The 18,347-nt window shown below is 69.1% G+C and carries 20 protein-coding genes and 1 pseudogene; 11 read left to right on the top strand and 10 right to left on the bottom strand.

Annotated elements, in window-relative coordinates; genetic code table 11:
* Positions 1-101: 101 nt before the first annotated feature.
* Entirely contained in the window at positions 102-686 is a 585-nt protein-coding gene (locus tag ACFWP5_RS46080; protein ID WP_384171238.1) for a hypothetical protein, read from the bottom strand.
* Between the two features lie 186 nt (positions 687-872).
* On the opposite strand from ACFWP5_RS46080, the gene ACFWP5_RS46075 reads away from it, so the two are divergent.
* Positions 873-1,055 (top strand): hypothetical protein, encoded by a 183-nt coding sequence (locus ACFWP5_RS46075; RefSeq protein ID WP_384171235.1) that lies wholly within the window; start codon positions 873-875, stop codon positions 1,053-1,055.
* A gap of 56 nt (positions 1,056-1,111) precedes the next feature.
* Positions 1,112-1,504: a PRC-barrel domain-containing protein gene (locus ACFWP5_RS46070; protein WP_384171232.1), complete on the top strand. Its 393-nt coding sequence runs from the start codon at positions 1,112-1,114 to the stop codon at positions 1,502-1,504.
* 64 nt (positions 1,505-1,568) lie between these two features.
* Here the strand turns inward: ACFWP5_RS46070 and ACFWP5_RS46065 are convergent.
* Both ACFWP5_RS46065 and ACFWP5_RS46060 read right to left on the bottom strand, forming a co-directional pair.
* Positions 1,569-2,386, bottom strand: a pseudogene (locus ACFWP5_RS46065) (IS5 family transposase); the annotation flags it as partial.
* Positions 2,387-2,657: 271 nt separating this feature from the next.
* Entirely contained in the window at positions 2,658-3,320 is a 663-nt protein-coding gene (locus tag ACFWP5_RS46060) for a ScbR family autoregulator-binding transcription factor (protein ID WP_384171229.1), read from the bottom strand.
* Positions 3,321-3,501: 181 nt separating this feature from the next.
* Here ACFWP5_RS46060 and ACFWP5_RS46055 point away from each other — a divergent pair, with 181 nt between their 5' ends.
* Positions 3,502-4,383 carry a ScbA/BarX family gamma-butyrolactone biosynthesis protein gene (locus ACFWP5_RS46055; RefSeq protein ID WP_384171226.1) on the top strand — a complete coding sequence of 294 codons (882 nt, stop codon included), beginning with the start codon at positions 3,502-3,504 and terminating at the stop codon, positions 4,381-4,383.
* 478 nt (positions 4,384-4,861) lie between these two features.
* Positions 4,862-5,308, top strand: a complete 447-nt coding sequence (locus tag ACFWP5_RS46050) for a DUF6086 family protein (RefSeq protein ID WP_384171223.1) — start codon at positions 4,862-4,864, stop codon at positions 5,306-5,308.
* 65 nt (positions 5,309-5,373) lie between these two features.
* Here ACFWP5_RS46050 and ACFWP5_RS46045 read toward each other — a convergent pair whose 3' ends face one another.
* Positions 5,374-5,808: an OsmC family peroxiredoxin gene (locus ACFWP5_RS46045; protein ID WP_384171220.1), complete on the bottom strand. Its 435-nt coding sequence runs from the start codon at positions 5,806-5,808 to the stop codon at positions 5,374-5,376.
* Between ACFWP5_RS46045 and ACFWP5_RS46040 the strand changes: the two genes are divergently transcribed.
* Together ACFWP5_RS46040 and ACFWP5_RS46035 are read left to right on the top strand one after the other, a co-directional pair.
* Positions 5,798-7,048 (top strand): aminotransferase class V-fold PLP-dependent enzyme, encoded by a 1,251-nt coding sequence (locus ACFWP5_RS46040; protein ID WP_384171217.1) that lies wholly within the window; start codon positions 5,798-5,800, stop codon positions 7,046-7,048. The two genes, ACFWP5_RS46045 and ACFWP5_RS46040, sit on opposite strands and share 11 nt — an antisense overlap.
* An 80-nt stretch (positions 7,049-7,128) precedes the next feature.
* Positions 7,129-7,476 (top strand): zinc-binding dehydrogenase, encoded by a 348-nt coding sequence (locus tag ACFWP5_RS46035; RefSeq protein ID WP_384171214.1) that lies wholly within the window; start codon positions 7,129-7,131, stop codon positions 7,474-7,476.
* Here the strand turns inward: ACFWP5_RS46035 and ACFWP5_RS46030 are convergent.
* Complete coding sequence (locus tag ACFWP5_RS46030) at positions 7,428-8,456, bottom strand: LuxR family transcriptional regulator (protein WP_384171211.1); 1,029 nt, start codon at positions 8,454-8,456, stop codon at positions 7,428-7,430. The genes ACFWP5_RS46035 and ACFWP5_RS46030 overlap by 49 nt on opposite strands.
* A gap of 202 nt (positions 8,457-8,658) precedes the next feature.
* On the opposite strand from ACFWP5_RS46030, the gene ACFWP5_RS46025 reads away from it, so the two are divergent.
* The 3 genes from ACFWP5_RS46025 to ACFWP5_RS46015 are packed head-to-tail and all read left to right on the top strand — an operon-like array spanning position 8,659 to position 12,234.
* Positions 8,659-9,699 carry an FkbO/Hyg5 family chorismatase gene (locus tag ACFWP5_RS46025; protein WP_384171209.1) on the top strand — a complete coding sequence of 347 codons (1,041 nt, stop codon included), beginning with the start codon at positions 8,659-8,661 and terminating at the stop codon, positions 9,697-9,699.
* Complete coding sequence (locus tag ACFWP5_RS46020) at positions 9,696-11,240, top strand: class I adenylate-forming enzyme family protein (protein ID WP_384171206.1); 1,545 nt, start codon at positions 9,696-9,698, stop codon at positions 11,238-11,240. The genes ACFWP5_RS46025 and ACFWP5_RS46020 overlap by 4 nt, the downstream gene beginning before the upstream one ends.
* Positions 11,227-12,234, top strand: coding sequence for a DMT family transporter (locus ACFWP5_RS46015; RefSeq protein ID WP_384171203.1), 1,008 nt, complete (start codon positions 11,227-11,229; stop codon positions 12,232-12,234). The genes ACFWP5_RS46020 and ACFWP5_RS46015 overlap by 14 nt, the downstream gene beginning before the upstream one ends.
* A gap of 80 nt (positions 12,235-12,314) precedes the next feature.
* On the opposite strand, the gene ACFWP5_RS46010 is transcribed toward ACFWP5_RS46015, so the two are convergent.
* Together ACFWP5_RS46010 and ACFWP5_RS46005 are read right to left on the bottom strand one after the other, a co-directional pair.
* Positions 12,315-12,548, bottom strand: coding sequence for a hypothetical protein (locus tag ACFWP5_RS46010; protein ID WP_384171201.1), 234 nt, complete (start codon positions 12,546-12,548; stop codon positions 12,315-12,317).
* A gap of 7 nt (positions 12,549-12,555) precedes the next feature.
* The gene (locus ACFWP5_RS46005) at positions 12,556-12,858 is read right to left on the bottom strand and encodes a membrane dipeptidase (protein WP_384171198.1); all 303 of its coding nucleotides are present in this window, start codon (positions 12,856-12,858) and stop codon (positions 12,556-12,558) included.
* Between the two features lie 306 nt (positions 12,859-13,164).
* Between ACFWP5_RS46005 and ACFWP5_RS46000 the strand changes: the two genes are divergently transcribed.
* Complete coding sequence (locus ACFWP5_RS46000; RefSeq protein ID WP_384171195.1) at positions 13,165-14,187, top strand: DNA-directed RNA polymerase subunit alpha; 1,023 nt, start codon at positions 13,165-13,167, stop codon at positions 14,185-14,187.
* Between the two features lie 243 nt (positions 14,188-14,430).
* Here ACFWP5_RS46000 and ACFWP5_RS45995 read toward each other — a convergent pair whose 3' ends face one another.
* The gene (locus ACFWP5_RS45995) at positions 14,431-15,015 is read right to left on the bottom strand and encodes a hypothetical protein (protein ID WP_384171192.1); all 585 of its coding nucleotides are present in this window, start codon (positions 15,013-15,015) and stop codon (positions 14,431-14,433) included.
* Between the two features lie 194 nt (positions 15,016-15,209).
* Here ACFWP5_RS45995 and ACFWP5_RS45990 point away from each other — a divergent pair, with 194 nt between their 5' ends.
* Positions 15,210-16,610, top strand: coding sequence for a glutamate decarboxylase (locus tag ACFWP5_RS45990; RefSeq protein WP_384171189.1), 1,401 nt, complete (start codon positions 15,210-15,212; stop codon positions 16,608-16,610).
* A 96-nt stretch (positions 16,611-16,706) separates the two neighbouring features.
* Here ACFWP5_RS45990 and ACFWP5_RS45985 read toward each other — a convergent pair whose 3' ends face one another.
* Both ACFWP5_RS45985 and ACFWP5_RS45980 read right to left on the bottom strand, forming a co-directional pair.
* On the bottom strand, positions 16,707-17,768 hold the full coding sequence (locus ACFWP5_RS45985) for a threonine aldolase family protein (RefSeq protein ID WP_384171186.1): 1,062 nt from the start codon (positions 17,766-17,768) through the stop codon (positions 16,707-16,709).
* 30 nt (positions 17,769-17,798) lie between these two features.
* A partial coding sequence (locus ACFWP5_RS45980; RefSeq protein ID WP_384171183.1) for a helix-turn-helix domain-containing protein occupies positions 17,799-18,347 on the bottom strand: 549 nt, incomplete at its 5' end.

Raw genomic sequence — 18,347 nt, 5'->3', positions numbered from 1 at the left:
GGGGTTGTGGTGGGTTTGTTTTTTTTTATAACAGCCGGCATGGCACTAATTGTCGGTGGGGGGTGGGGCGTTGGCCCCGCCCAACGCCCTTGCGTATCCGCCTACTTCTGGAAGGCTTTCACCTGGCAGGCGTTTTCGATCTCGTTGAAGTGCGGAGGATTCGGCTGGCTCGGGTCGAAGGAGTAATCGGAGTCGCCGACCATGGTGACCCTGACGCCGTGGGCTTTCAGGCACTTCACCCAGACCCGCAGGTCGTCGGAGTAGTCCGGATTCTTGGCCGGGTCCAGCTCCGGCGGTGTAATCGGCTGCTTCGACGCGCAGGCCTTCGCTCCGGCCTTCTCGGCCGGGGTGGTCGGCGCACCCTTCAGCGGCCCGCCCTTCGCCCTCAGGCAGGCGTACCAGCTGTCCCACATCCGGTTGGTCTCCTCGGCGGAGCTGTCCAGCCGGATAACGGGGCGGCCGGCGTCGGGGTCCGTTGTCCGCGTCGGTGTCCCAACTGCCTTGCCCGGGCTCGCGATCGAGGCGACATCGCTCTCGCCGGCACTGCTTCCGTCACTCCCGCTGCCTGAGCCGCCGCCACCGCACGCGGTGAGGACGACAAGGCCCGTTGCGCCGATGGCGGTGAACAGGGCTGCCCGCGCGGAGCGGCCGGGAACCGGCCAGCTGCGATGAGAGGGGTTCGTCATGGCGGCCACTGTGGCCGAACAATATGAGGGTCCTGTCAGGTTGTTGACAAGGGCCTGTCTGAAACCGGCCGGGCAGCCGGCCCCGGGCCTCCGTACGAATAGTCGGTTGCCGACAGGGAGGCGCCCGGCAACGGCGTAGCCATCGCGATCGGGCATGGGCCGCCCACGACCGATGGGACAAAACTGATGCTGGCTTTCGCGGCGGCTGTGCTCTTGGGCATCGCCTTCATCATCCACGCCACCGTCACGTCGACCGACGTGATCTTCAGTTCGACGAGCCTGCTGGACCTCGGCCTCACGCTGCTCGCCCTGCATGTGGCCGGTGTCGGGACCGGTTGGTCCGGCAGGGGCCGCAGCCGTCGTCGCTGAGCGGCGTTCACCGACCATCACACGGCGCAGGAAGCAGGGAGTTGAGGAGACCGGTCATGATCCAGGCAGCGGACGTCCGAGAGTGGCGTAATCACGATGTCGTTGATGACGGCGGGCAGCGGATAGGCGTACTGGAAGCCGTGTACGTGGACACCGCCACCGATGAGCCGTCCATGGCCACCGTCAGGACGGGGCTGCCCACCCGGCGCCGGCTGGTCTTCGTCCCCCTCGACGACGCGATCGTCGGTCCGGGCTACCTCAAGGTCCGGTACGCCAGGGCGGAGGTGCGGAAGGCTCCGTCGATCGGCACGGACGACGTACTCCCGGCCGGGGACATCGAAGACTTCGCCTCCGAGGCAGATGCAAACGATCATTGCCACGTCGACTCTCCGACATACGACTGCATCGCGCCAGAGTCGGACTCGCTGGTGATTGCATTCATGAGGTGAGCGGAGAGCTCTCGGCTGCACAGCGGTCACAGGCCTCGGTGCGAGAGAGTGATCGTGGGCCTGGTCGGGTTGCCGGTCGACCACGGGTGAGGCGGCGGACCATGATGCCGATCATCGCCCAGCGGATCATCGTCTCCGAGTGGGCGGGGCTGGTCTCATAGTCCCTGGCGAGGCGCCGGTGGGCGGTAAGCCATGAGAAGGTGCGCTCCACCGCCCACCGCTCGGGCTGGACCTGGAAGCCGCGCTGGTCAGGATCCTTGCGGACGAACTCCAGCTCACGGCCGAGGATCTGGGCGGTCCAGTCGACCAGACGGCCGGCGAAGCCCTGGTCTGCCCAGACCTTCCGGACCCCGGGGTGGTCGAGCCTGGTCCACAGTAACGGCCGCTTCGCGCCGTCGCGGTCCTGGATGCTCGCCGCGACGACGTGGACGGCCAAGAGCAGGCCGAGGGTGTCGGTGACGATGAATCTCTTGCGGCCCTTCACCTTCTTAGCCGCGTCGAAGCCCCTGGTTGCAGCTGGGACGGTATCGGCGGTGCGGACGGACTGCGAGTCGATCAAACCCGCGCTGGGCTCCGCGTCGCGACCGTCAGATTTACGGACCTTGCCTCGTAAGGCGTCATGGATGCGCTCAACGGTGCATTCGTCGTGCCACCACGTGAAGTACCAATACGCCGTCGGCCACGGAGCGAAGTCCTTCGGCAGCTGCCGCCAGGCGCACCCGGTCCGCACCACGTAGAAGATCGCGTCGACGATCCGCCGCCGCGGATGCTTCTCCCGCCGGCCACCCTTCGGACCCACCGCGCCCGCGGGAGCAACGGCTCCACCAACGCCCACCGCTCATCCGCCAGGTCCGACGGATACCCACCCCCAGCACCGCTCACAGCATGCTCAACGAACACTCCAGCAACGGGGTACGGCAGATCTCGAACACGGTCTCAGATCCGGGACGCCGGAACCACACCCACCGGCCCGGGCCAACTGCTCGGTGAGGCGGTCCGTTTACCGTCAACCGCCGTGCCAGATCCCGGAGATGGCCCTCCCGGAAGACCCACAGTAAGATTCCGAATAACCATAACGGGCGTTTTCCGAATTGCACCCGTCAAAATCCCCATCACCTCAGCCAGGCAAATCCAATTCAGAAAGCGCACGCGTTCATTTCACACTCGACTCAGGCCACCCCCGAGTAGCCGCCAGCAATTCCCTCGCCCCCTCCAGACACTTCGCCGGATCCACCGGCACCGCCTGCAACCCCGGCAGCAGCATCATCCACAGGTCGCTCACCGCCTCCTCGATGTTGCGGCGGTCGTCCAGTGCGTCGGAGACGGTGTGCACGCCGAAGAAGCTGGAGACGAGGACCCGCGCGGCGCGCTCGACATCGACGCCGGGGGCGAGTTCCCCGGCTTCCGCGGCGGCGGTCAGCATGCGGGTGGTCGCGTCGATCCACCCCACGAAGGGCCGGGGCAGGGAAACAGGGATGGTTCTGCGCTCGCTCCAGAGTCTGTTCCCGGCGCGGACGATCACGTTGTCGCGGAATTCCCGCGCGACGGCGAGGCTCAGGCCCACCAACCGGTCAAGAACGGGGCCCTCCTGGGATTCCCAATGCTCCACATAGCGCGGCCATTCGGCGAAGTGGGCTTCCAGAACACCCCGGGCCAGCCCTTCCTTGCTGCCGAAATGGAAATAGATCGCCCCGCTGGTGAACCCGCTCGTACGCGCCACGTCGCTGATGCTCGTACCGACGTACCCGTGCTGTTCGAACAGCACCGCGGCCGTCGCCAGAACAGCCCGTCTAGTGGCCTCCGCACGTTCCTGCATATTCTCGGTCGCCCCTGTCCTGCGTGCCGGATCGTCTTTTCCGGTGAATCTAGCCGACAGGGCGCTGGTTCCCGCGCGTATGCCAGAGAACCATAGCTTCTATTATTTAATGACTGAATCACACTCTCTCGCACCACCCGAAGCCGGTCCGGAACAGCTGACGCTGAGCTGGGACAGCTGCGTGTCCCGGACTCTCGTGCACCGGAACGCGGTCGCCGAAGTCCTGCTCACCGACGCCCGCGCGCTGCCCGACGGTCGTTTCCTCCTCGCCGCGCAGTGGCCACGCTCGTATGCCACGTCCACCACGGTCACTACGTCCGGTACCGGTTCCGACGAGCGGCACGATCCGATGCTGGCCGCCGAGACCATCCGCCAGGTCGGCCTGTACATCTGCCAGCGCTTCCTCGGCGCCCCGAGCACGAGCAAGCCCATCATCAGAAGTGTCGGATTCCAGCTCGACAACAGCACGGAACCGGTGGTCGGTTACGGCGCCACCGACGTCCTGTGCCGGGCGGAGGTGTTCGACGTGCGCCACGTCGACGACGTGCCGTGGCCGGCCGCGCTGAGCGTACGGATCCAATTCTCCGCCGCCGGGCGGGAGTTCGGCTCGGCATTCGGACGCGTCCGCGTCCTGTCCGAGGAGGAGTACGAGACGTTCCGCGGTCCGAATGCCGCCGCCGGCCCCGTTCCGGACGCCGTGCACCGACGCCCCTCACCCACCGAGGTGTCGGTCCTCTCCCCCGGCGACGTGATGCTCGTCCGCGACCCCTCCGGAACCTTGCTGGTGGCACCCGCCGACCTACGCCACCCACGATTCTTCGACCACCCAAGCGACCACGTACCCGGCATGGTCCTGCTGGAGGCCGCCCGACAAGCGGCGTGCCTGGCAGGCGCCTCCCCCGGCCGACTGAACGGCTGCCACATGCAGGCCCTGCGCTTCACCGAGTGGAACGCACCCGTCCACGTCGAATGCGGGCCCGCGGAGGACGGCTGGGCCTTCCAGGTCACCCAGAGCGGCGATACGACCGCCTCCGGCACACTGTCGTTCGCGACGAAGGGGTAACTCCCCCTCACGGTCGCGGCTTGACGTTCACCCGGTTCAACAGACCAGCGCTTCCTCACCCGTTGTCGGCCCGCGATGGACGCCTGTTCGCTTGAGGGACGGGCGGCCATCGCAAAAGGCACCTAGCGCCAGGCACCAGGTTCATCCCCGAATGCGACACCGCGACCGCAGACAGTCTCCGGCCGGGCACCCTCAACTCCCTTTCCAGAACGCGTGTTTCATCCAAGCGCCCGAGCAGCGAGAGTACGTCCACCAGCCGCAGCCGGGTCGGTGCAGCGCCCCGGCGATCGTCCGAAGCACGGACAGTTGGCGCGCACTCGAACCCGAGCCACTCCGCCACCACTTGGGCCACGGTCGACTTCCCGACGTCGGACGTCCCGCCGATCAAGACCACCCGCACATCGCGCACGCCAATGAGTGCCCACCATCGACCCGATCTTCTACCCTTTTCCGGGGCTCTTGAGCAGGGGGATCGACAATGAGCATGTACTTCAACGCCGGTGACGAGACGCTCTGGAACCCGTCGAGCGCTGCCGGGCGCCTCTTCCTACGGCAGCTTGAGGTCTTCGAGGCGGAGCTGAACCTGCCCTCAGGAATCGGCCAAGGCAAGTATTGGGGCGACCCGGACACGCTTGAGGTCGATCCGGCCGCCTACGCGGAGTTCGTACGCGCCCTGGTCGCCTGGCACTTCCGGACAGGGCACTCCGTGATCCGCGCGCTCTCCGAGGGGTTCGCGGCGACGGCCGTCGCACTCGCGCGGCGTGCCGGAATCGAGGTGGAGATCCCCGAACCGGAATCCGGCCTCATGGACGGTGGCATCCACCTCGGCATACAGGACCCCGGCACACCCCGGACCACGTCAGCCGCCGTCGTCACCACGCTGGACACCCGGGCCCGGGAGATGGACCGCAGCATGGCCCGCTGAACCGGCGCACCGAGGACCAGGACACCCCTCGCCGCCCCAACAGTGCCTCACAGACGCGCCCGCGATCAGACCAACACCGTCTCCACATTCGACGGAATCGCGCTCAACGCCTTGCTGACGGGACAGCGTTGCTCCGCGGTCGCGGCGGCCCGGCGCAGTTCCTCCTCGGTGATTCCCGGCACGGCGGCCTGGACCCTGATGTTGATGAGCGTGAATCCGGTGCCGACGCTCAGGGTCGCGTCGCATTCCGTGGTCACGCTGCTCGGTGGGGTACCGGCCTCCGTGAGGACGTGGGACAGCATCATCGTGAAGCAGGCTCCCTGAGCAGCGGCGATCAGCTCCTCCGGGGACGTCTGTCGCTTGGGCGGGATCGGGCTGAGGGGATAGCGCAGATCCGGGGAAGCCGCGCCCGAGCCGAAACTCATACGGCCGACGCCCTCGCTCAGGGGACCCCGCACCCGGATCGTCGCCCTCGCCCACGTCTCCAACGTGCTCGGCACCGTCCTCCCGGTCCGCGCGATGGCCGACGCCGCACACGCCCACGGCGCGGTCGTCCTCGTCGACGGCGCCCAGGCAGTCCCCCATCTACGCGTCGACGTGGGCGAGTTGGGCGCCGACTTCTACGTCCTGTCCGGCCACAAACTCTTCGGCCCGACCGGAATCGGTGTCCTGTACGGCCGTTCGGAACTCCTGGAGGAGATGCCACCCTGGCAGGGCGGCGGTTCGATGATCACCTCCGTCAGCTTCGAGCACACCCAATACGCCCCGCCCCCGCAGAAGTTCGAGGCGGGCACCGGCCACATCGCCGGCGCGATCGGGCTCGGCGCCGCCGTCGACTACCTCGAATCCATCGGCCTCGACGCGGCCCACGCCCACGAGACGGCACTCGTCGCGTACGCCCGGCGACGACTCACCGACGACGTGCCCGGCCTACGCCTGCTCGGCCCCCCGAACGGCGTCGGCGTGACAACCTTCACCGTCGACGGCGCCGACCCCGCCCAGATCGCCAGGACGCTGGACGCCGCCGGCATCGCGGTCCGCGCCGGCCACCACTGCGCCCAGCCCGTCCTACGGCGTTACGGCCTCACCGCCGCCGTACGCCCCCTCCTTCGCCTTCTACAACACCCACGACGAAGTCGACCAGCTCGTACGGGAGTTGAGCCCTGGCCAGGGAGGCCAAGTGACGGCTCTCAGACGCACCCGGGAAGGCCGACCACGAAGTCCCCTCAGGCCGGTGCACGCCTGCTCATGACCATGCCGGAACTCGTACCGGAACTCGGCCCCGTACGGAGGGCGGGCGCAGCCCTCGGCGCCGAGGGCCTCGGAAAGGACGAGGTCCTGACGGGCAGTCGCACACAGCGGGCAGCGGTCCGAAGGGAGTTCTCGGCCTGCCCCTGGAGCGCATCAACCTGGTCGGTGGCTTCGGATCGCCGTGCGCCCGCGCGGCCGTACCGTCGAACGTCCGGCCTACGCCCCCGGCTGACCGCACTGCTCGACAGTCACGGCCCCCTGTGCTCACCCCTGGACACCTGGCACGAGGCCCTGCCGCTCCCCCTGCCGAGCCCAGGCGACTTGCTCACCGTCCCCAACGTCGGCGCCTACGGCCTGACAGCCGCCCTGCTCGGTTTCCTCAGCCACCAACCGGCCGCCGAAATCTGCGTCGAGGGCGACACCGTGGTGAGCGCGACCCGCCTCCAACTCCAGCGGAATGCCCTCACCCCGCGTACCCGCTCGCTTTGACGCGTCCCTACCCTTGGACGGGACGCCTCCTCGGGCCATGCCAGGGCGAGGCGGGGGCCGTACGGTCCGGTGGCAGGCTGGTGTCCATCGCCGAACCCGGCGTTCCCGGTTCCACGGACGTCTTCGCCCGCATGGACCGCGCCGACCTCACGGCGGTCACCGTGCTGGCGGAGGCCGGTCTGCTCTCCGTGCGCGGCGGCGCGGTCTTCCCGCTGGCGAAGGCCGCTGAGGCACAGCGCGCCTTCGCCACCGGGAACCTCACCGGCAAGGTCGTCTCGAGATCGGCTGAGCCGCCGGCCCTGGTCCCGAGCCGCCACCCTGGCCGTCATCGGAGACGAGAAGACGGTCACGGCCGACCGAGCCCTCACCCTCGGCCCGGCTACGCCGCCTTCCGCTCCCCGCCGCGTCCACGTTGCCCGAGCACATAGCCGGCCTGGAGGCGCGTCCTGGCTCCCAGGGCGTCCATGAGATCGGCGATGCGCCGTTGGCAGGTGCGCAGGGAGATGTCCAGTCGGCGGGCGATCCCCTTGTCTTCGAGGCCGTTGAGCAACATCCGCAGAATGGCCTCGTCGATCAGGACCGAGGTGGACCGTGCGCTGTCGTGGTCGTAGCTGCCGTCGAAGGGCCGTGCCTCGCCCCACGCGCCGGTCAGGGTGCGCTGCAGCGCCGCGACCACGGACTGCTCGCGCACGACGCTGAGCCCCGGCCCTTCCACGACGGGGACCACGGCGACCTCGGCGTCGACGACCAGCAGCCACGCCGGAGCGGAGACGGCCGTGCGCACCTGCCCTCCGTCCCCGATCAGCGACTCCACCCGCTCGCGCACCCGTACGTCGAACCTGGCAGCCTCCGGCAACAGCACCCTGAGGAGATCGGAACGCGTCCCCGCGCTCCGCAGCCATGCCCCGCGGTCCAGGTCCGCGGGTTCCTCCGAGGGATCCAGGGTCGGCAGGGAGAACAGGATCTCCCGCTTCGCCTCGACCGTGATCGTGGTGAGGATCCCCCGTGCGGCTCTCGGGTCCTCGATGCGTTGCACATGCGGATGGTGTGGCTCACCCGAGAAATTGGCCCGGTACAGCGGCAGCAGGCTGTGCATCTGCTGCCGCAGCCGCTCCAGTTCGTGCTGACGCTGCCGTAGCGCGTCGTCCTGCATCGCCAGCAGTTGCAGGGAGGCGGACATCGGGTTGACGGCGACGTAGGCGTAGGTGCAGCCGTGCACCAGATGCAGGAGCCGCAGCCGGATGAGATCGTCGATGGCCGCTGCGGCCTCCGCCTCGGAGATGCCGAGATCTCGTACGCACCGTTGTATGTCGACGTACTCACTTCGTAAGGCGAGCGTGTACACGTCGCTTGTCGCGGTGCCCGCCTGTGGGACGTCCGGCAGATCCGTTATGCCGTCGAAGCTCACGGTTCGTCTCCCCCTCGTAATCGTGCCTGACGCAAGTCTGTGGCTGCCCGGCCAGGGCGTCCACCATGGATTCTTCAACAGGAACAGATCTTGTGCCGAACCCTCGCGCGCTTTGTTCACCGTCCCGCAACACCCGTGCAGCGCATGCCGGTTGACCGCGTCCATCACACCCCGGATGGCAGCGGCAGAGACAAGGAGATTCATGAGTAACCGTCAGCCCGAGGCACGCTTACAGGGCCTCTGGTCCGACCTGGTTCCCGTCGCCGCCGCGCCGGAGAGGCCCGTGGCCTCACGCGGCAACGTCCTGGGGCGGATCCGCTTCACGGACGCCCCTGCCGAAGCCGCCCTGGACGACGCCGCTCCGCTCCTGACCACCCACATGACCAACGAGCACGTCCGTCCTGTCGAGGAGATCTGGCGGACCGCTCTCCCGGTACGGACCGGCACCGCCGACGACGCCGTCTTCGCCGAGGACGGCGAGCACCTCTTCTACGCGGTACGCCTCGGCCCTCAAGCCGTGTACCGCCGGCCGGTGCGTGAACTGTACGAGAACGCCCTGCGGTTCACCTGGGAGCGCGGCTACACCGACCTGGTCCGCATGTGGAACCTCATCGGCGGTATCACCAGCCCGAACGCGGACGGCCTGGAGATCTACCGGGACTTCTGCATAGGCCGGGCGGAGGCGTTCGCCGCCTTCGCCGACCGCTTCCCCCAACTGTCGGCCGCCACGGGCATCGGCACCCTCGGCCCGGGCGTCGACGTCTGCTTCCTCGCGGCGAAGCCGGGTCGGGCCGTACACCTGGAGAACCCCCGGCAGACGCCCGCCTACAAGTACCCCTCCCAGTACGGGCCGAAGTCGCCGAGCTTCGCCCGGGCCACGTTCCTGAAGGACGTCGGCGCGCCGGAGTCCGTGACGGGAAGCCTCTTCGTCTCGGGCACGGCCAGCATTCTGGGCGACGACACGGTGCACGCCGACAACGTTGCCCTGCAGACCGAGGAGACGCTGCGCAACATCGAGGCGCTCGTCGGCGGCGACAACCTCCGCGCCCACGGCCTGGACGGTGCCGGGTACGACGTCAAGGACCTCGACCAGGTCAAGGTCTACGTACGCGACGCCGAGCACCTTCCCGTCGTACAGAACATCTGCGATTCGACGCTCCCCGCCGACACGGACATCTCGTATTTCAACGTCGCGGTCTGCCGGCCCGACCTGCTGGTCGAGATCGAGGGAGTGTGCAGGTGACGGACATCCTCACGGACATACCCGCCGCTCCGGCCGAGACCGTCCTGGCGGACGGCAACCTCTCCGTACGGCTGGAGGACCTCGCGCGGCAGAGCGGCTGGCTCGGCCGGACCGCGTATCTCCAGGGCACGCACCGCTATTCCTACGGCGAGGTGTACGAGCAGGTGCGCCGCACCGCGGGCGCTCTGCGACGACTTGGTGTCGGGCGCGGGGACCGGGTGCTGCTGGCGCTTCCCGACAGCGTCGCCTTCGTGGTGACGTTCCTGGCCGTCCTGCGGGTCGGCGCCGTGGCCGTACCGGTGAACACGTTCTTCCACGCCGACGAGTTGCGCTCCAGCGAGGAGCTCGCCGAGGCCTCGCTGGTCGTCGCCGACGCGTCGCTCCGCGAGGAGTTCCGCGGCCGCAGCGTGACCCCGAGGGAACTGACGGAGGCCTACGACCCCGCCCACGCCGGCGCTCCGGAGCCTCTCGCGTCCGATGCCCCGGCCTTCGCCGTGTTCACGTCCGGCACCACGGGCGCGCCTCGCCTGTGCTTCCACGACCACGGCGACGCCCTCCACTTCGACCGGGCGATCGGCGGCGTCCTGACGCTCCGTCAGGGCGAGGTCTGCTACTCGGTGTCGCGGATGTACTTCGCCTACGGGCTGGGCAACTCGGTCCTGCTCCCGCTGCAGCGCGGCGCGGTGACCGTACTGTCCCCGCAGCGCGCGGACGAGACGAGCGTCCCGCAGATCCTGGAACGCCACGGAGTGAGCGTCTTCTACGCCCAGCCCAGTTTCTACGCCAGGCTGCTCGCCCGCGGGGCCGCCGACCTGCTGGGCCGGCTGCGGCTCGCTCTCGTGGCCGGGGAGACACTGCCCCGGCCTCTGGAGGACAGGCTGCGCCGCGTCCTCGGACCGCGTCTGCTCAACATCTGCGGCACCAGCGAGATCGGGCATGCCGTGCTGGCCAACGGCCCGGACGAGATCCACCCGTACAGCCTGGGCCGCATTCTTCCGCCGTACCGGGTGCGCGTCGTCGACGACGCGGGCGACGTCGTGCCGGCGGACGAGGTCGGGCAGTTGCAGATCTCCGGCCCCGGTATCGGCCCCGGTGTGCGGCGGGGCGGCCTGCCGCCGCACCGGCTCGGCCCGGACGAGTGGTTCGCGACCGGGGACTCCGCGCGCGTGGACGGCAAGGGTCTGGTGTGGCTGCTGGGGCGTGTCGACGACATCGAGATCGTCGCCGGAGCCAACGTCCATCCCATCGAGGTGGAGGACCTGATCACCGGTATCGCCGGAGTACGTGAGGCCGCGGTCTGCTCGGTGCGCCGGGCCGATGGCACGACGAGCCTGCGCGCGTACGTCGTCGCCGAGCCCGGAGTGGACCGGCCCGCCGCGTTGGCGGCCGCCATCCGGTCGACCACCGCGGCGAAACTCACCTGGTACAAGGTCCCCGAGGACGTCGAGTTCATCGGCGCGTTGCCCCGCAACAGCACAGGAAAGATTCTCCGCCGCGTCCTGCGCGGAGCGAACAGGGAGTTGCCCGATGGCACAGCATGAGACGTCCCCGGCCACCGCGAAGACACCACCGAGCGCGTTGGTCGCCGCAGTACTCACCATGGTGTTGTGGGCCTCGGCATTCGTGGCGATCCGGCACATCGGCGAGAGTGTCCGACCCGGCCCCCTCGCGCTCGGCCGTCTCCTCATCGGTGCCGTCGCGCTGCTCGCCGTCGTGGGGTTTCGGCGTGAGGGGCTGCCGCCGCGTGCCGCGTGGCCCGGGATCGCGGGCATGGGCGTGTTCTGGTTCGGGCTGTACATGGTGGCGCTGAACTGGGGCGAGCAGCACACGGACGCGGGTACGGCGGCCCTGCTCATCGGCGCCGGTCCGCTCCTCGTCGCGCTGCTCGCCGGGTTCCTGCTGCACGAGGGCTTCCCGCGTCCCCTGCTCATCGGCCTCGCGGTGGCCTTCGTGGGTGCGGCACTGGCGGGCGCTTCCAGCGGGGGCGGCGATTCGGCCGTCCTCGGTGTGCTGCTCTGCCTGGCAGCGGCGGCGGGTCACGCCGTCGGCGTCATCTTCCAGAAGCCCGCGCTCTCCCACGCGTCACCATTGCAGGTCACCGCCTACGCCAGCACGATCGGTGCCGTCGCCTGCCTGCCCTTCGCGGGTCAGCTCGTCACGGATCTGGGCAACGCGTCCGCCGGGAGCTGGGCGGGAGTGGTGTATCTGGGGCTGCTTCCGACGGCGCTGGCCTTCTGGACGTGGTCGTACGCTCTGGCACACATGCCGGCGGGGCGCCTGGGAGCGGTGACGTACATCGTGCCCGCCCTCACCGTGCTGCTGGCCTGGCCGACGCTGGGAGAGTTCCCGTCCGGTCTGGCGCTCGCCGGAGGTGCGCTGTGCCTGCTCGGCGTGGGGCTCTCGCGCCGACAGCCGCGGACCGCACCCGAGACGGCCTCGTCGGCCCCTGAGCCGCCGTTCGCCGAGCCCGCAACCGTCGGCGAGGGGCGCGGGGAGACGGCCGACGTCTCAGGACCGGCACGGGCGCAGGACTGACCACCACCGGGATCCGCCCGCGCCGAGTCCCCCTCCCCGGCGCGGGCGGATCGCCGGACCCTGCTCAGACCCTCAGACCCTCAGACCGTCAGTTCCAGGGCCGACCACAGCTCGCGCCCCACGTCCGTCGGCGGGATGTGCGCCGCAGGACCCTCCGGGTGGCCGGACGGCAGTCCTCCGTACGGCTCCGGCGTCCGCGCCGTTCTCTCCTCGGAGGCATTGGGCAGCGGAAGTCCCCCCAGAAAGCAGCCGACCGCGAGCAGACCCGGCGTCCACCGGGCGAACGCGTCGGCCCATCGGCGTGCGCGTCTCACGATGCGCTCACCGCAACGGAGCCGTCGGCCACAGCGGTTCGGTCGCACGGTGTTCGGCCTCACGCAGGACGCGCAGCACGGTGCGGCCGGTCAGTGCCTCGAGGTCGGGCCGGGACCAGCCCCGGTCGGCGAGTTCGCGCAGCAGTACCGGGTAGCCGGAGACCTCGGCGAGGCCGGCGGGCTGGTGGTCGACGCCGTCGTAGTCGCCGCCGAGGCCGATGTGGTCCCAGCTGGCCACCTCGCGGGCGTGCTCGACGTGATCGCCGACCTGAGCCACCGCCCGTCCCGCTCCGCACGACCCCGCTGCCATCGAGGCGACCTTGGAGCCGCATATACTCCGTGATCACGACATCACCTGGCCCTGGCCTCGCATCCCAGCCCGGCTGTCCTGCGCCCGGCAGCTGGACGCGGGCAAGGCGGAAACGGTTGTGAAGGCAGAAACGCCTAGGGGAATGAGGGGCGGCGGGCGGCAGCAAATAGCCCAAAGTCTCCTCGCCGGGTCGGGGAGACGGGTGGTTCGGGCACTGCGAAGACCGTATCGCCCTTGCCGCCCCGTAGTCTTCGTGGTGTCTACGGCGTCACATAGCGGGCGCCAAACCACTGGAGGCAACACCGCATGCTGATCGCTCAGCGCCCCTCGTTGACCGAAGAGGTCGTCGACGAGTTCCGCTCCCGGTTCGTGATCGAGCCGCTGGAGCCGGGCTTCGGCTACACCCTTGGCAACTCCCTGCGTCGTACGCTCCTCTCCTCGATCCCGGGTGCGGCCGTCACGTCCATCCGTATCGACGGTGTGCTGCACGAGTTCACCACCGTGCCGGGCGTCAAGGAGGATGTCACCGACCTGATCCTCAACATCAAGCAGCTCGTCGTGAGCAGCGAGCAGGACGAGCCTGTCGTGATGTACCTGCGCAAGCAGGGTCCGGGTCTGGTCACCGCCGCCGACATCGCGCCCCCGGCCGGTGTCGAGGTGCACAACCCCGATCTCGTCCTCGCCACGCTCAACGGCAAGGGCAAGCTGGAGATGGAGCTGACCGTCGAGCGCGGTCGCGGCTACGTCTCCGCCGTGCAGAACAAGCAGGTGGGCCAGGAGATCGGCCGTATCCCGGTCGACTCCATCTACAGCCCCGTGCTGAAGGTCACGTACAAGGTCGAGGCGACCCGTGTCGAGCAGCGCACCGACTTCGACAAGCTGATCGTCGACGTCGAGACCAAGCAGGCCATGCGTCCCCGTGACGCCATGGCATCCGCCGGCAAGACCCTGGTGGAGCTGTTCGGTCTGGCGCGTGAGCTCAACATCGACGCCGAGGGCATCGACATGGGCCCGTCCCCGACGGACGCCGCCCTTGCCGCTGATCTCGCCCTGCCGATCGAGGAGCTTGAGCTCACCGTTCGGTCGTACAACTGCCTCAAGCGCGAGGGCGTCCACTCGGTGGGTGAACTCCTGGCACGTTCCGAGGCCGACCTGATGGACATCCGCAACTTCGGTGCGAAGTCCATCGACGAGGTCAAGGAAAAGCTGGCCGGCATGGGCCTCGGCCTCAAGGACAGCCCTCCCGGACTGAACCTCGGCGCCGCTGCCGACGCCTACGGCGCCGACGACGACGTGGACGCGGGTTTCGTGGAGACCGAGCAGTACTGAGTGCTGCGCTGCGCCGGCCTTGGTGACACTTCGCGGACGGGGACAGGGAAACCTCCGCACTGTCCCTGCCCGGAGGGAAACCTCGGCCGGCTCCGCGCCCGCGCGCAAACCCCTGGTGAAGGCGGCCGCCGACAAAACGGCGCGCCTCCCGCACTTCACGTACGACCCGCTGCTCGGTCGGTACCTGCCACACGCGGGCTTACGTAAAGCGCCTGGCCACGGAGAGACTTTCGAAAGTCCCGCTCAGGGTTCGGGAGTCCGTTCCACGGGAGGGGGCCTGCGGCTGTAGTGGGCTCCCCTCGTGCCGTAGCGGGCGAGGTGGAGGGTCTCATCGTCGATCTGGATCTCTGTCGGCGGGGAGTTGGGAACGGAGATCCGCGGGTGGGCGTAGGGGTGGCCTTCGATGAAGAGAGGCTCCCGGGGGCGGTTCCAGCCGTCCGCCCAGCTCTGGGCCCGCTCGCGGGACCACGGGTTCCGCAGGGTCCGGGGAGCGGCCGGGTCGTGCTCGTAACCGTTGAGGCTGCGCACCAGAGCTTCGCTGTAGACGCCCTTGACCCGGAAGTTCTCCAGGTCGTCCGCGCGTACGATCATGCTGACGTACCGGCGGCCGTTGCCTCGATGCCGACCCACCGCGGGCCAGCGACGCCGGCCGGGGTCCCAGCGGACGGGCGGGAGCCACAGCAGGGCACCTGCGCGGAAGTGCTTCGTGCCGTGCTGGATGTCGAGGCCGCTCTCGCCGTGCGCGGTCTCCCGCGCCACGTTGGCCACCAGGCACCAGCCCAACAGGCCGTCCGGTGTCTCTTCTTCGGTGGGTTCCGTGTCTGTCACGCCGAGAATGCTGAGGCAGGCGAGCAAGTCCTGCCCTATGGAAAGTAATGCCCAGTATGTACAAGGGAAAATCCAGTTCATCAGTCCGCAAATCGATCACTGGATCGGTGTAATCGGCACATACGCCGCACCGCTTGGCGATCTAGCGTCGGAGTGCACGGGGCCGCACGGACCAGAAAGGCATCCAGACACTCATGCCCATCCCGCATACCGACGTCATGCCCGAAGCCGAGTTCGACACCCTGACCGTTTCCCGCGGCGGCGGCCTCCCGCCGGCCGTCGACCTCCTCCAGCCCGTCGACGAGCTGCCCGAGTCGTCGTCATCTCCCGACCTGGTCTGCCGCCGCGTACGCGACGAGTTGATGCTCGACGGCAACGCGCGCCTCAATCTCGCCACCTTCGTGACGACCTGGATGGAGCCGCAGGCAAGGGAGTTGATGGCGGAGACCGCCGAGAAGAACCTCGCCGACCGCGCCGAGTACCCGCAGATCACGGCGATGGAAGAGCGCTGCGTACGGATGCTCGCCCGGCTCTGGCACGCGCCGCACGCGGAGCAGGTCCGCGGCTGCTCGACCACCGGCTCCAGCGAGGCCGCCATGCTCGGCGGGCTCGCGCTCAAGCGCCGCTGGCAGGAGCGCCGCCGCGCCCAGGGCAAGGACACCGCGCGCCCGAACATCGTGATGGGCGCGAACGTCCAGGTGTGCTGGAAGAAGTTCGCCAACTACTTCGAGGTGGAGCCGCGTTACGTCCCGATGGAACCGGGCCGCTACCACCTCACGGCCGACACCCTCACCGCCTACTGCGACGACAACACCATCGGCGTCGTGACGATCCTCGGCTCCACGTTCGACGGCTCCTACGAGCCCGTCGCGGACGTCTGCATGGCCCTGGACGGCTACCAGGCCGCCACCGGCACCGACATCCCCGTGCACGTCGACGGCGCGTCCGGCGCGATGGTGGCCCCGTTCCTAGACCCGGGCCTCATGTGGGACTTCCAGCTCGAACGCGTTGCCTCCATCAACACCTCGGGGCACAAATACGGTCACGTCTTCCCCGGCCTTGGCTGGGCCCTGTGGCGCAACGCCGAAGTCCTCCCCGACGACCTGGTGTTCGAGGTCGACTACCTCGGCGGCAGCTCCCCCAGCTTCACGCTCAACTTCTCCCGCCCGGGCGCGCATGTCGTCGCGCAGTACTACAGCTTCCTCCGCTACGGCTTCGAAGGGCTGCGCAATCTGGCGTCCCAGAGCCGCACCACGGCTCGTGCACTCGCCGCGCGCATCCGGACCATCGCGCCCTACGAGTTGATCACGGACGGCTCCGAACTCCCGGCGTTCGCCTTCCGGTTGACGCCCGGCACGCAGGGCTTCACGGTGTTCGACGTCTCCCACGCCATGCGCGCCCGCGGCTGGCACCTGCCCGCCTACAGCTTCCCCGCACCCTGCCAGGACGTCTCCGTCCTGCGCCTGGTGGTGCGCACCGGGTTCACCGCCGAGCTCGCGGGCATGTTCATCGCCGACCTGACCGAGGTCACCAGGAACCTCCACGCCACCCGCCCGACGCTCGCTCCGCTGATCAAGCCACTCGTCGCCACCTGACACCGGCACACGGTGACGCCCCGCCCCGTCTCCCTCACGCCTTCTTCCCCGGCGCCTCACTGACCGCAGGTTCTGCGCGGTCCGCAGGAACACCTGTCAACGGGTGTGACGGCGGACCGCGTCGAGGAGTTGGTCGATGTCCTCGGCACTGTGGGAGAAGGCGGTGACGAAGCGGACTATGCCCGGCTCCCAGCGGTCGTGATAGAAGGCGTAACCCTCCGTGAGGAGCCCTTCAGTGACCTGCTGGGGCAGCCGGCAGAAGAGGATGTTGGCCTGCGGGGTGGCCAACAGACCTGCCCCGGCGATGGACTTGAGGCCGTCGCCGAGCCGGGTGGCCATCGCGTTGGCCTGGCGGGCGTTGCGCAGCCAGAGGTCGTCGGTGAGGTAGGCGTCGATCTGGGCCGTGTTGAATCGCATCTTGGAGGCGAGTTGCCCGGCGCGCTTGGCACGGAAGGCGAGTTCGCTGGCGAGGGCGGGGTCGAAGGAGATGATGGCGTCGGCGGTCATCGCGCCGTTCTTGGTGGCGCCGAAGGACAGCACGTCGACGCCGGCCTTCCAGGTCATCTCGGCCGGGGTGGCGCCGAGATGGACCAGGGCGTTGGCGAAGCGCGCCCCGTCCATGTGGACCCGCAGCCCCGCGTCCTTGGCCATGGCGGAGACCTGGCGGATCTCCTCCAGGGTGTAGACGCCGCCGCTCTCGGTGGCCTGGCTGATGCTCACCGCGGACGGCTGCACACTGTGCACGTCACCGGCCCGGCGACGCACCGCCGCCCGGAGCACGTCGGGGTCGATCTTGCTGTCGGCGCCCTGCACACCGACGAGCTTGGCCCCGTTGGTGAAGAACTCCGGCGCGCCGCATTCATCGGTGTTGATGTGGCTGTCCGGGTGGGAGAGCACACTGCCCCAGGGCGGGGTGAGAGCGGCCAGGCTCAGGCCGTTGGCCGCGGACCCGGTGGAGACGGGGAAGACATCGACGTCCCGCTCGAAGATCTCGCCGAGCCTGCGGCGGGCGCTGTCGGTGAAGGGGTCGTTGCCGTACGGCAGAACCTGTCCGGCGGCCGCGTCGGCGACGGCGCGGGCTATCTGCGGGGACGCTCCGGCCATGTTGTCGCTGATGAAGGCGCGACTGGAGGGCGTGGTCGCGATGGCAGTACTCATGAGGGGGTCTTCCTGGGTTCTGGGAATGTCTCAGGTGCTGATGGGAGAGGCGAAGACGACGGTGATGTCGACCTCCTCGGCGCCGGTCCGGTAGAAGTGCGGGGCGTCTCCGGCGAAGGCGAGCATGTCGCCGGGGCCCAGGTCCCGCGGGGCGTCGACGGGGCCTGCGGTGACGTGCCCGGTGGCGATGAGCAGGTGCTCGATCGTGCCGGTGGCGTGCGGCACGCCGGCCAACTCGGTCTCCGGCGGGATGCGCAGCCGCCAGATCTCCAGGCTGTTGCCGCTGCTGATCCGGCGTAGCAACTCCCGTGAGACCTCGCCGGGTTCGGTGTCCGTACCCGGCCGGAAGACCGGCCCGGTGTCGGCGTCACGCGCCAGCAGGTCGGCGATCGGGATGCGCAGGGCGATCGCGATCGCGTCCAGGGTGTCGATCGTAGGATTGCCGTTCCCGGCCTCCAGCTGCGACAGGGTGGCCTTGCTCAGCCCGGCGCGCCGGGCCATCTCCGCGGCGCTCATCCCGCGCTGCTGACGGCGCAGCCGGATCTTCGCGCCGACCGCGGCCGCGGTACTGCTCACCGG

Source organism: Streptomyces sp. NPDC058469 (genome assembly GCF_042721125.1).
In the GTDB taxonomy this organism is placed as follows: domain Bacteria; phylum Actinomycetota; class Actinomycetes; order Streptomycetales; family Streptomycetaceae; genus Streptomyces.
The sequence above is the reverse complement of the archived record's forward strand: the minus strand, read 5'-3'. Positions and strand labels throughout refer to the sequence as shown.

Coding starts and splice junctions, on each gene's coding strand:
- ACFWP5_RS46000 (WP_384171195.1), top strand. CDS start 13,165: ATGCTGATCGCTCAGCGCCCCTCGTTGACCGAAGAGGTCGTCGACGAG.
- ACFWP5_RS45990 (WP_384171189.1), top strand. CDS start 15,210: ATGCCCATCCCGCATACCGACGTCATGCCCGAAGCCGAGTTCGACACC.
- ACFWP5_RS46070 (WP_384171232.1), top strand. CDS start 1,112: ATGATCCAGGCAGCGGACGTCCGAGAGTGGCGTAATCACGATGTCGTT.
- ACFWP5_RS46005 (WP_384171198.1), bottom strand. CDS start 12,858: ATGGCAGCGGGGTCGTGCGGAGCGGGACGGGCGGTGGCTCAGGTCGGC.
- ACFWP5_RS46025 (WP_384171209.1), top strand. CDS start 8,659: ATGAGTAACCGTCAGCCCGAGGCACGCTTACAGGGCCTCTGGTCCGAC.
- ACFWP5_RS46075 (WP_384171235.1), top strand. CDS start 873: ATGCTGGCTTTCGCGGCGGCTGTGCTCTTGGGCATCGCCTTCATCATC.
- ACFWP5_RS46080 (WP_384171238.1), bottom strand. CDS start 686: ATGACGAACCCCTCTCATCGCAGCTGGCCGGTTCCCGGCCGCTCCGCG.
- ACFWP5_RS46060 (WP_384171229.1), bottom strand. CDS start 3,320: ATGCAGGAACGTGCGGAGGCCACTAGACGGGCTGTTCTGGCGACGGCC.
- ACFWP5_RS46015 (WP_384171203.1), top strand. CDS start 11,227: ATGGCACAGCATGAGACGTCCCCGGCCACCGCGAAGACACCACCGAGC.
- ACFWP5_RS46050 (WP_384171223.1), top strand. CDS start 4,862: ATGAGCATGTACTTCAACGCCGGTGACGAGACGCTCTGGAACCCGTCG.
- ACFWP5_RS45985 (WP_384171186.1), bottom strand. CDS start 17,768: ATGAGTACTGCCATCGCGACCACGCCCTCCAGTCGCGCCTTCATCAGC.